Below are 12,392 nucleotides of genomic sequence, written 5' to 3' on the forward strand. Positions count from 1 at the left end.
GGCTAACCGCCATCATACCAATCATAAGCCTAAGTTAGTGCAAAAAGTAGCCGACCACCCGGCGCGCGTAGCCGTTGAGCAGGAAATACGGCAGGTAGGGTTTCGGGCAATTCTTTAGCGCGAAGTGCGTGAAATTGACCATGTTGCCGCCGCCGCGAATACCGAACAGATGCTGATAATAGCCCTTGAAGCTGCGCTGCTTGCGGGTTAGGGTCTGGCCGCTTTCGTCGGGATAGGTGCTGAGGCGCGCGTCGTAGTTGCAATACACAGGGAAGCCGGCGCGACGAGCTACGCTGGTGTAGTCGAAATCGGCGAGGTAGTGCGGCAGACGCTTCTCGTCGAACAAACCGATCTTCTCGATAACTGCTTTGGGAATGAGCAAGCCGCGGCCCGGCAAGTACGTCACCGGGTGCAACCCCTTAAACTGTTCTGGCTTCAATTCTTCCAGCAGATCGCGCCGGGTATTGGTGCGGAAGTCGAGCCGCTCGCCGCCGTAGATGGGCTTGCCGGTGGCAATATCCAGCTCTAAGGCTCCTAGCACGGCGGTAGGATGGCGGTCGGCGTCGGCTAGCATCTGGGCCACAAACGTTGGCTCGGTTACGACGTCGTTATTGAGCGTCATTACGCGGGTGGCACCTAGCTCCAAGGCCCGACGGATACCGGCATTCACTCCGGCCGTCCAGAACAAGTTACCATCGCCCGTCACCACTTCTACCTCCGGAAACTCGTCGGCCAGCATCTGGGCAGTGCCATCGGTAGAGCCATCGTCGACTACCACGGTGCGGAAGCGCTGATCGGTTTGTTTGCGTAGCGACAACAGGCACTCGCGGGTGAAATGCTTACGGTTGAAAACGGGAATAATGATGTACAACATAGGCGTAAATCAGGGGCCGAAAGCCCGTGCTTTAGAAACAGAGGTTACCCCGGAACGGGGTAGGAAGTCGGTTGAGGGCGGGGAGTAGGAATAGGAGCGGGCGCTGGCACTATCTCAGCAGCCAGCTGAAGCAGTCGGTTTACGCGTTTGGGCCACGTTTGGGTTAGCGCAAATGCATACCCAGCGCGACCCATACTTTCACGCGCCGCCGGGTGGTCGTAGAAGTGCTCCACGGCACGGGCCAGAGCGGCAATCGTTTCCTCAGGCGTCGTGACGGGTACTTTCAGCCCTGCTGCCGCCGGAATAAAGTCGCGAGCGCCCTGGTGGTTCAGGGTAATGATGGGCAGGCCAGTAGCCATTGCTTCCAGAAATTGCGCTGCAAACGAGTCGCGAAGGCTCGTGAAAAAGAAGGCATCGTGTGTGAGGTAGGCGTGGCGCACTTCGCTCCAAGGCAAGGTACCTAGGCACGTCACGCGACCTTCTAAGCCGTACTGCTGAATAAGGCCAGGCAGCAACGGCATCATGGGGCCATCGCCTACCACGGTTAGTCGAAACCGCACGCGCGGATCTACCTGCGCCAAAGCGGCAAGCACCACGGGCAGGGCCTTACGACTGATTAGTCGACCAAGCCAGAGCAAGCGCAGCTCAGCGGCGGGTTGACGTTCGGGAAACTGATCTGGAATGAACGCCTCCGGCAGGCCCGAATCGAGGAAAAGCTCCACACGTTGGGCACCTAGGTTTTTGGCTAGGGTTGCGGTTTCCTGGTTGGTGGTCAGTACCACAGAAGCTTGTTGCAAGTTCTGCCGCACGTTGGCGTCAAACGTGACCAATAGCCAACTCATGAAGGTGCGCGGAATTTCGGTTTTGTACCAGTTGGGTAGGTATGCCCGGAAGGCTTTCGGTGCTTGTTGCCCGCCGCCTACTGGCCCGAAGATCATCGGCTTGCCTAGCTGCCACAGCCGCGAGGCCATTTGTAGGCTACCATAGGTAGCGTGATGCACCAGGTCGAAGGGCGTGCGCTGCTCGAGCCGTTTGGCGGTGCGCCAAGCTAGGTACTGCCATACGAGGTAATGCAGGTAGATGCCAAACTGCCACCGGGCCAGAAAATCTACCCACTTCGGCACGGCAACGTACTCAAACTGGAGCCGGCTGGTGGTGCTATCGTGCACATGGTCGGCTAGGTATGCTTCTATGTTGGGGCGGCCAACCGGCTGCGTCAAGCATCGTACAAAGTGGCCTTGCCGAGCCGTTTGCCAAGCCCAGTTAAAACCAAAACCTTCCTCGCCACCCCGGGTCGGGTCGCAAGCATAGGCTGATGTGAGAATCTTCATAATAATAGTGCGTTGAGGGAGTGCTACGCGGCGCAATTAAGTAGTAAGATAAAGATATAGTTCTTCTTGCTAATCAAGTGTCTAGCTTTTGTTAGCTAGGTGTTACTTCTTTGTTTTCGAACAAATGCTAAGTGCACAAAGATGTGCAAAGTGGTAGTAGGAGTAAGGGCGGCGTAAACGCAACTCTACAGGCCGTATTTCTGATATAATTCGAGGTACTCGTCGGCTATTTTTTGAATAGGGAAACGTTGTTGCACAACCTCCAACCCCCGGTGAGAAATTTTCTGGTATAGTGCCTGGTCAGACAGGAGCTGGTGACTAGCCTCTACTATCTCGTCGAGGTTGCTGACGTCGACCAGCAAGCCCCCGTCTTCTACCACCCACGGCACGGCGCCGCTGTACTTGCCCGCCACCACCGGCACGCCGTAGCTCATGGCCTCCACTAGTACCATGCCGAATGATTCTTCTAGCGAGGTATGCAGTACCATGGTGCTCTGGGCAATCTTCCTCAGTACCTTGTCGTACGGGGTAGGGCCGAAGAACACGACGTTGGTTATGGCATGCTCGCGGCAAAAATCTACGGCATCCCCGTCGGGCACGAAGGCCGTGCCCATGGCCCAAAGCACGGCCTGCGGGTGGCGCTTTTGAATTTCTTTGAATGCGAGAAGGGCCATTTTGGAGTTCTTGCGGTCGTCCCAGCCGTTCACGACAATGCTGATGATGGGCTTGTCTGGCGAGGGCCTAGGTTCAAGATTCGGGCCGGGTAGCACGACGGGGTTAGCTACCACAAACACCTTTTTCCGCGTCCAGGGCTGCACCGACTCGGCCATGTAAGGCGACACGGCCGTAAACCAGCGTCCCTTGCGGAATACGTACCGCGCCATGAGCAGCAGGAAAAAGCGGTTCAGCGTCCGGACGTAATTGAAGATCACCTGCGCGTTGTCGTGGACGGTGGTGATGGTATTGGGGTTGTAAGCCAGCGAGGCGAGGGCAAACTCGTAGGTCCAGTGGGCGTGCACCACTTCGGGCTTGTACTGCCGTAGCAAGGCAAGCATCTGCTTGCGCTCGAAACGATAGAAATCGATATTACGACCGATTCGCTTGCCATTCTGGCGGAAGGTGCGCTTGCGGCACGGCGCCACAATATAGGTTAGCTGTCCTTCCTCGTGCACGAAGGGCGGCTTGTCGTCGTCCATCTGCTCGTCGATGGTAATAGCGACTACCTTGTGTCCGCGCCGAATATATTCCTTGATCAGATTGCTAATGAGGGGAGCTCCGGCGCGCCCTTGCGGATACGATTTGCCCTGCCACACCGATTCCGGTAGCAAGTCACTCGTTGCAATAGGCGCTACTATTCCGATAAACATTGTTATGTTCTAATATTTTCAGGACTGGTACGTTCGTAGCCCTCGCAGGTTGCGTGGGATAACGGCGAAGCCTAAGTAGGACTCTACCTCAGCACCGGGCTAGGTTGCTCGGCCGTGGCTTTGGGCTTGGTGGTGGGGCTTTGGAGGTTGGAGGCCACAGGTTTTTGTCCAGCGAAGAGGCGACGCATAATGGCCGACACCCGGCTGCGCAGAAATTCGTTGAAGCGTTTCCTGTCGCGTTGCCGGTCCTGCCGTACGTACGCCGGATGCACCAGCGGGAAAGCTAGGTCACGGGCAGGCACTGCGCCCATCATATCGCCGTCGTCGTGGGTGTGAGTCGAGTTATTACCGAAGCCGATGTTACCTACCAAGTTCACCGCCGGCACAATGTACAGGCCCGAGTTCATCCCGATAGTGTATTCCCACTGGTAATCCCAGACGTCGGCGGGCTGAGGTAGGCGCAACACCGCGGCCATCTTCGATAAGCGGTAGCGCTTCTCCAAGGGGCTGGTGAACATACCGTCGAGCGCACCGGTCTTTACCGCTTCCTGGAAGCCGGTAAGGTTGTAATCGTAGAGCACCCAGGCGCGGCGCCAGGTAGCCCACCCCCAACTATTGCGCTGCGTAGAGAAGTAGTAGGAGGGCGCACCCGGCGTCAGCGGCTCTTGGGCTTCCGAGCCGAAGTTGTTGCCGCCAATGTGCATCACGCGGGTATCGTCGCGGTAGCGGGCGAGCAATTCTTGACAGAAGGAAAAGAAGCTAGGTGCCGGCACGCAGTCGTCTTCCAGGATGATGCCTTCCGTTTCGTGACTGAAGAACCAATTGATGGCCGTAATGGGAGCAATGCCGCAGTTCAGGTTGCGCTCCTGGAACAGCGTAAAAACCTCGCAGGGCCAATCCACTTCTTGCACCACGGCACGGGTAGCGGCGCACTGGTCGACGTCGGTTGGGCGGTTGGCGCGCGGACCGTCAGCTGCTACATAGAGTCGTGTGGGGCGCGCTTGACGGATGGTTTCAAACACCCGGCGCGTGGTATCAGGACGGTTGAAAACGAGTAGAAGAACCGGAGTCTGCAGAGCCGCCTCGGGTTGCGGTGTGGAAGACTGAGGCATAGGACGACGGAGTTAGCGAAGGGAGAATTAAGCAGGTATCAAAGCTGACGGCTGGGCTTCCGGCTCCGGCATAAAGGGCACGGCAGGGTCAAGCGCCGGCGGCGCGGGCACGGGCTCTGCCACCGCCGCCATGATCAGGCCTAGCAAGCCAAAGTGATAAGTGGACCAATCGTAGGAAGTGCCGAAGACAATAAGGCTGCCAAAGTAGGCCACCAGCGCCGCCGTATCGGAATCCATGCGCCGCGACTTAAGCAGGCGACGCCCCACGCTGATAAACGGTACCAACAGCACCAGCAGGATACCTAGGATGCCAAAGTAGAAGGCGCGGTCGAGGTAGAAGTTGTGGAAGTGATGACCGGTGTGGTCGGGCCACATAGGGGCGTCGCTGCTGGGGTCGTAGAACTGCATCGGCACGTCGAAGCCTTCGAGGCGCCAGCCGGCAATGGGGCGCTTTTGCACCAAAGGGATGTACGATTCGATCTGCTTGAGGCGCCAGCTGCCCGTGCCTTGCTTATCGGCGTTGGCAATGTCGTCGATGCTCTGCTCGAAGCGCGATACCACTTCCGGGTTATTCAGCACAATCATGGTCAGGCCCAGCGAACCTAGGATGGCCGGCAAGCCGATCAGCAGAATCATCTTGGCCGGCGAGAAGCGCGTCGTCTTAGCTAGGCGCAGCAACAGCAAGTCGACGGGCACGGCAATGATGGTGGCAATCCAGACGGAGCGGTGCTGCAAGAACACAATCAGCGGCATGCAGACGAAGAAAATTAGCAGTGCTGTGAAAGAGTTGCGCAGCAAAAAGCGGTTCAGGAAGAACAGCGCTACTATCACGAGGAGATAAGCTGAGGAGGAGTTGAAGCCGCGCTCATTCTCTACGAAAGCATTCAGGCTCAGTGAATCACGGTGTAAGATCAATAGGTTTGCCATTAGCACCAGTACCAGCACGTTGATCAACTGCGAGAAAGGCGGCATGCCGTAGCGCCGGTGAAAGGCGTAGAGGCCAAAGGTGATGAGCAGCACGAAGAACTTGTTGAACACGTGCGGGTACACGAGCCATGAATTCCACCCCGCGTACGACTCCAGCACCAGCCACACAATAACACAGACCCAGGCCAAGAACCACTTCTTTACAATGGGTTGCATGTAGCGCCAGAAGAGAATAACGCAGGCTAAGCCACCGCCGAGCAGGGCGTAGTTAAGGTATTTCAACTGCTCTGGCTCTTGGTCGACCATGGAGCCATAAAGGAATTCCCAGAACACTGAGCAGGTGCAGAAGACCGCCAGCATGGGCAAGATTCGGAGAAAGTCTAAACGGATTTTCATGACACCAGACGCTGTAGAAAGGGCAGCCGTTACTCAAACGCGCTCTTTCGTGGAAAGGGTACCTGTGAAGGTGGGTGGGATAGAAGGCGCAGTGGTCGTAGCCTCCGACTTGGCCGATGTGCCGCGCCGGGCTAATTCAAAAAAAGCTAGGGTATCTTGCAGCATCACGGTGGCGTCGAAGTGCTTCTCGCCCCGGGCGTGCTGTCGTTGTTGCAGCTCCTGCCGTTTGGTTGCCGAACTGAGCAAGGTTTGTAGCCGCTCTGCCATCACGCTAGGTGCCGCCGTGACGGGGACCAAGGCTTCGGGGGTATCGGCTAGCAGCTCCGGGATGCCGCCCACGGCCAGCGCGACGGCCGGACACTGCGCTGCCATGGCTTCGATCAGTACCAAGGGGCAGTTCTCGCGCAAAGCGGCGTGCACGTACAAGTCGGCGGAGCGGAGCAGGGCCATGATGTCGCGGTGGTAGCCGAGCAGAAAGACGTGGTTACTTAGGTCGGCATCAGCTATCATCTGGCGAAGCAGCGCTTCATCCTCCCCTTGACCAACCAGCACCAGCACAAAGTCTGTTTGTCCGCGCTTGAGCTCGGCTGCGGCCTGCACCAAGTAGCGCTGGTTCTTGCGCGCCTCCAGCTGCCCTACGTTCAAGATCACTGGCCGACCGGCAAATTGCTGGCGCAGGTCGGGCGTGGTGGGTGCGGGCACTTGGGGCGGCTGGTTCATGGCGAGGCCATTGTACACCACCGTATGGCGGGCATCGGAAGCTAGCCAAGGTAGGCTGCGCCGCCGCACGTAGTCAGAAACCCCAATAAAGAAGCGCGTGCGGCTGAGCAGAAAGTTGTACCAGCGGTGCAAAAAGCGGGCGGTGAGCCCCGTAAATCCTTGCTGATGAATAAGCTCTTCGGCTGGGTGGTCGTTGAAGTGAGCCGTTACAACGACAGGTGCTTGGTCGCGCAATGCGAGGCGAGCGGCCCAGCCACTGCTCACGTCCTGGGCATTCACCACATCATACTGGGCCGAGCGGTCGATGGCAAAGAAGATTTCGGCCGCCTGGGTTAGCTCAATGCCGATCTGCTTGCCAAACACCATACCTAGCCCCCGACGAACAACCCCAATTACCCGGCGCACCACGGGCCGCAGGCTATCCTGCGTCACTAGCGTAACGGTGTGCCCTTGTGCCCGCAACAGGGAGGCAAGGCGTTCATAATGAACGCGTACTCCCGACGGTGCCGTTGGAACAATCAGTGAAGTAAGCAGGATATTCATGAAGGCATAGAGCTAGAAAGCGGATCGAAGGAGAAGAGCAATGCCTTCCGTCGTTCCAAGAACATTTCGTAGCGAAGCAGCAGCGCCCGCCCAGCAGCCGGTATCACCGACAGTTGCTGAAGGCGCGATAAGAGCTGTTGGAGTGGCGAGCGGAGCTCGGGTGAGGGCCAGCGCAACACCACGGCACCTAGCACGATGGCACCCGTCAGCATTTGCACTAAGAGCGTAACCAGCGTTGGTAGGTGCAGTGGACGAATCAGCAGCGACACGACTAGGAGGCCAGTGCCAACCGCCGCCGCATTGATCAGTCCCGGTACATAGATGGCAAACAGCCGACGATACGGAATACCAATATCGTTGTGGGTGATGCGCATGTAGAGGAAAGTTCGCACCACTTCACCGGTGCCAATAGCCGCCGCAATACCGGCCAAGCCAAAGCTGCGGAGCAACCCGAACAAGCTAGCCAGCAGAAGCATAAACTCGATGTTGAGAATAATCTTCTGCCGTAGGTTGGCGCGAGCATCGGCTACTACTCCGGCGAAAAGTGTGGTCATGCTCAGCGGGATAGAGATACACAGCACGCGCAGAATCGGCACCGAAGCAGCCCAGCGCGGACCTAGCAGCATCTCGACCAGCTCGGGCGCCGCTACGGCTACTCCCGCGCACAGCGGCATTACTACCGTGGCTACCAACGTGCTGCTAGTGAGGTACAACGAACGCACACGCGCTACGTCATCCTTCACTTTGCTAAACGCTGGGAAGGCAACCCGCGCCAAGCTGTTGGTCAGGAAGTACATGGGCAGATACAGCAGCATGTAAGCGCGGTTGTAAATGCCCAGCAGCACCGGACCTAGCAACCGTCCAATAAGCATGGTGTCGAGGTTGCCATTGATGAACTCTAGAAAGCTGATAATTGAAACCCGGCTGCCGTAGCCCAGCAACTGCTTGTAAGCGTTCCACTTAAAGATGAGCTTCATGGAGTGGCGCACGACCAAGTAGCTCATGATGGCTACTAAGAGTTGCTGAGCGAGAGTACCCGCAATGAGGCTCCAAACGCCTCCGATGTGTAATAAGCCCTTGCTCGTGGCCCAGGCTAGGGTAACACCCACACCACCGTACCCAAGGATATAAGCCGCTACTTCTATTTTGGCGAGTACTTCAAAGCGCATTTCCCGGCGCAGCAAGCTCGTCGCCGTCATGCCGAGGCCCACGAAAACGAAGCCCAGCGACTGAAACCGCACCAGCGATACCACCGCCTCATTGTTCAGAAAGAAGGTAGCCAAGGGCGCTAGCAAGCAAGCTAGGACGGTAACTACGGCACCTAGCCCCAAGGAAGCGGTAAAGGAGGCGCGCACGTCGTCTTGGCTGATGGTAGACCGCTGCACGATGGCATGACCAATGCCCATCTCGGCGAAGTAGGTGCCGAAGCGGAGCACCACACCTGCCATGGCCACTAAGCCGAACGCCGCCGGGTCGAGCAAGCGGGCCATAATGGCGGTGTAGCCAATCTGCATAAGCGCCGTTGCCACGGAGGCAGCGGTGGTCCATTGTACGCCGCGAACCGCCGCCGACGTAAGGCTTTTAGGGCTAGCAATAGTACTCATCGAATAAGGAGATAAAAGGGCGCAAAAAAGGTGTGTGAACAGCGGGAGCTCCGGACCTGCGCGCGAAAAGAGGAGGATGGCAGGTCCGGAGTAATAACACTAATAGATCGACGATTTGCCCTTGTAGCGATACTCGTAGGTTTGGGCAAAATGCACGTCGTTGATAATCATATAAATCTGCTTCACCTTTTGGTCGCGGTGCAGTTCGCTGATCTGGTTCACCAAGCCACGGTCGGTGTAGTTTTGGCGCACCACATAAATGTTGGCGTCGAGGTAGCGTAGTAGCACGAAGAACTCAGCCACGTAGCCCATGGGTGGAATGTCGACCAGCACGTAGTCGTAGTCTTCGCGCAGCTGCTGCATCAGGTCGCTTAGGCGCCGGCTTTCGAGCAGTTGTGTGGGGTTCTCCGGAATTGGGCCGCAGCACACAGCATCTAGGTTCGGCACGTCAGTGGATATGCGGGCTTCTTCCAACGTGCTCGTGCCAGCCAGGTAAGTGCTTAGGCCGTGCGCCCGACGCGTATCGATGCCGAAGTAACCGGCCATCGTAGGGCGGCGCATGTCGCACTCCAACAAGATGACGCGGCGGCCTCCCTGGGCTAGCTCGGCCGCTAGGTTCACCGTGCAAAAGGTCTTGCCCTCGCCCGGCACCGACGACGTCACGCCGATAAACCGCTTATCCGGTCCAGTAGATAGATACTGCAAGCTCACCCGAATCGAGCGGAAAGCTTCTGAGATGGGGCTACGCGGATCGTGCAGCATCGACTGCTTGTCGGCGCTAGTGCCATGGGGTACCACACCTAGCAACGGGATGTTGGTTACTTTCGATAGATCGTCTTTGCTCTGGATGCGACGGTTGGTTTTGTCGCTCAGCAGCACAATACCCGTCGGGATGGCCAGGGCCGCCAACAAAGCAATTAGGCCTACTAAACCAGGCTTGGGTGCCGATGGACCGATGCCGTTCTGCTTGGCCGGATCAACTACTTTCTTATCAGTACTGTTGGTAGCCAAAGCAATAGCTGCTTCGTTACGCTTCTCTACCAACAGGTTGTAGTTCTTGTCGGTGAAGTCACTGCGGGTTCTGAGAGCCGCTAGGCGGCGCTCATTCTCTGGCATCTGACTGATCTGCGTGCGCACCTGGGCAAGCTGGTGGTTTACATCACTCAAGCTGATATTGGCCGTGCGGATCAGGTTAGCTAGGGTCTGGATCAGCGACTCCTTGGTATTAACAATCTGCTCATCCAAACTCAATAACTGGGGATTGATAGCAGTAGCGTTGAGCGCCACAGACGTCCGCTCTGCGTTGAGCTTGGCAAGTTGCTGCACCAGCGCTAGGATAGCCGGATCTTCGATACCAGCAGTGCTAGGCGAAGCCGTTTGACCGGCGGCGCGGCGGCTGCGCATGTACCCGATCATGTTCTGGTAATATTTCAGGTTGGTAGCCAAGCGAGCCTGTGCCGACTGCAGCTCACTTTGGCGTTGAATGCCGGCTCCCGACTGTGCAGTAGCATCTACCACCCCGGCCGAAGCTCGGAATGAGCTAACTGCTTCCGCCGCACTGAGGCGAGCCTGCGCAATCTTATTGATTTCGTTGTCGAGGAAGGTGATGGTCTTGCGACCAATCTGGTTTTTCTGGTTAAGGTCTTCCTCCACGTACACTGCCATCAGCGTATTCAGAAACTGCGTTTCCTTGCTGGGTACTGAGCCCTGCGTGGCGAGTTCCAGGATGCGCGACTCGTGCTCGATGGGTTTCACTTTCAGGCGGTTCTGGTAATCACCTACCAAGCTAGGCATGTCTTGCAGCTTGAAGAAGAACCGCTCTTTCGTTGGCATGGCTGGGTAGCTAGGCTCGGGTGCAATAACGGCCGTCAGCAGCGGGCTGCGGAGGGTGTCGCCAGCGCGCACCGTTTGGTCGAGTTGCGTACCTAGAACTTCGCGTACCAGTTCGCCGGAAGCTAGCTGGTGTAGTTCACCCTTCTTAATATCAGCATGCACCCGGTAACGACCGTCTTGCTGCGGCTCCACGTAAATCGGCACGCCCACGAGCTGTGGCTTATTAGGCACGGGCAGCACCCGAAAGGGTACGCCGCCAATAGCTTGCTCGCGCACTTGCAGGTTCTTCACCGAGTTCAGCCACGAGTCGGGCACGGTATAATAGGATACCGCGAAGGGCAGCCGCGTGAGAGTGCGGCGCAGCATGTCGGTAGAAGTAAGCAAGCCTACTTCGTCCTCCAGCTTCATGCCTTTGTCCTTCGGGTCAAGTAGTTGCAGGAGCTCCTGTGCCTGCTTGGAGCCGGTGCTTTGGTTACCAATCAGAAGCGTAGAGCGAAAATCGTACGTAGGGGCTTTCACTTGCAGATACATCCAGGCAGAAAGCCCAGCTATCAGTACAGAAGCTAGAAAAAGAGGCCAACGCTTGCTGAGCTTAAAAAACAGCTCATGCAAGTCAATTTCATCGGAAGCAGTATGACGCGATTCCATACTAGCGAATTAGAGAGTGAAGAAAGGGTAGCGGAACAGCGGTGGGGTTATTTCTTGTCGAGGGCAAAGGTCAGTAGCAGCACTACCGCCGAGATGCCCGAAAAGACGAGGGCTAGGTTGGTAACGTTGCCCCGGGCCGCACGGGCGCGTAGCGGTTCTACGTACAGCGCATCGTTTGGACGGAGGTAGTAGTATGGTGATTGGAGTAGTTTAGGATCAGTTAGGTTCAACAGCACTACCTCCGAGCCTTTAGCTGTTTGGCGGATAAGCTTAATATTCTTGCGGTTGCCGAATTCCGTTAGGTCGCCGGCCATGCCTAGCCCCTCCAACAAAGTGGCTTGCGGGTTATAGATAAAATAGCGACCCGGTGTGCGTACCTCACCTAGCACGGTTATCTTAAAGCTAAGCAGCTTGACCAGCACATTGGCGTCGCGGATGTAACGCGTTACTTGCTGTTGGATAACTCGTTGTGCTTGCTCGATGGTCAGATTGCGCACAGAAACCTTGCCAGCTGTGGGGAGGGTCACGTTGCCAGCTTCATCTACTGGGTAACCTGACAAGTACAAAGTGCCTGGGTCACCAGAATAGATTGATTGAGTGCCGTTTAAGTTAAATTGTTCTGTAAGAGAGGATTGGGCGCTCTGCACGCGGACGCTGAGCACGTCATTAGGTTGAATATGGTAAGCGGGCGGAGCATTATCGATGTTTGTTGGAGTTTCTGTAGAATACTTAGCACCCTGCAGATAGGGTAGTTTGCTTTGAGTTATGCAGCCTTCCAACCCTAGCAGCGACAAAAGGGCGAACAACAGTCCTAGCAAAGGATTTCGCCGCCCGCAATGTGAAGAAAACAACATGGAAGCAGCTGGTAACGAATTCCTTAACAGCGTGCGTTGGCGCACTTGTTTAGGGCCTGTCAGTGAATTTAGGGCTTTCAAAGGTAAGTTGTATAGCTTTATGTTAATTAAAATAATCTACAATTAACTTGTACTTGCTTGCTGTATTGTTTAATGCAGTCATTGTTTAATGAAAATTTAATA

At 56.4% G+C, this 12,392-nt stretch carries 9 protein-coding genes; all 9 read right to left on the reverse strand.

Annotated features, from left to right (window positions below; translation table 11 throughout):
• Positions 1–34 precede the first annotated feature (34 nt).
• A complete protein-coding gene (locus SD425_RS00770) occupies positions 35–874 on the reverse strand; it encodes a glycosyltransferase family 2 protein (RefSeq protein WP_324674386.1) in 840 nt (279 codons plus the stop codon).
• Between the two features lie 44 nt (positions 875–918).
• Positions 919–2,205: a glycosyltransferase gene (locus tag SD425_RS00775; protein ID WP_324674388.1), complete on the reverse strand. Its 1,287-nt coding sequence runs from the start codon at positions 2,203–2,205 to the stop codon at positions 919–921.
• Positions 2,206–2,390: 185 nt separating this feature from the next.
• Entirely contained in the window at positions 2,391–3,572 is a 1,182-nt protein-coding gene (locus SD425_RS00780; RefSeq protein ID WP_324674390.1) for a glycosyltransferase family 4 protein, read from the reverse strand.
• 83 nt (positions 3,573–3,655) lie between these two features.
• Positions 3,656–4,684, reverse strand: coding sequence for a nucleotide-diphospho-sugar transferase (locus tag SD425_RS00785; RefSeq protein ID WP_324674392.1), 1,029 nt, complete (start codon positions 4,682–4,684; stop codon positions 3,656–3,658).
• A gap of 27 nt (positions 4,685–4,711) precedes the next feature.
• Positions 4,712–6,007 carry an O-antigen ligase family protein gene (locus SD425_RS00790; protein ID WP_324674394.1) on the reverse strand — a complete coding sequence of 432 codons (1,296 nt, stop codon included), beginning with the start codon at positions 6,005–6,007 and terminating at the stop codon, positions 4,712–4,714.
• A gap of 33 nt (positions 6,008–6,040) precedes the next feature.
• The gene (locus SD425_RS00795) at positions 6,041–7,270 is read right to left on the reverse strand and encodes a glycosyltransferase family 4 protein (RefSeq protein WP_324674396.1); all 1,230 of its coding nucleotides are present in this window, start codon (positions 7,268–7,270) and stop codon (positions 6,041–6,043) included.
• Positions 7,267–8,874 (reverse strand): lipopolysaccharide biosynthesis protein, encoded by a 1,608-nt coding sequence (locus tag SD425_RS00800; protein WP_324674398.1) that lies wholly within the window; start codon positions 8,872–8,874, stop codon positions 7,267–7,269. The genes SD425_RS00795 and SD425_RS00800 overlap by 4 nt, the downstream gene beginning before the upstream one ends.
• Positions 8,875–8,973: 99 nt before the next feature.
• Complete coding sequence (locus SD425_RS00805; RefSeq protein WP_324674400.1) at positions 8,974–11,355, reverse strand: GumC family protein; 2,382 nt, start codon at positions 11,353–11,355, stop codon at positions 8,974–8,976.
• A 47-nt stretch (positions 11,356–11,402) separates the two neighbouring features.
• Entirely contained in the window at positions 11,403–12,209 is an 807-nt protein-coding gene (locus SD425_RS00810; protein ID WP_324674403.1) for a polysaccharide biosynthesis/export family protein, read from the reverse strand.
• Positions 12,210–12,392: the final 183 nt, after the last annotated feature.

Origin of the sequence: Hymenobacter sp. GOD-10R, from assembly GCF_035609205.1 — a bacterium.
In the GTDB taxonomy this organism is placed as follows: Bacteria; Bacteroidota; Bacteroidia; order Cytophagales; family Hymenobacteraceae; genus Hymenobacter.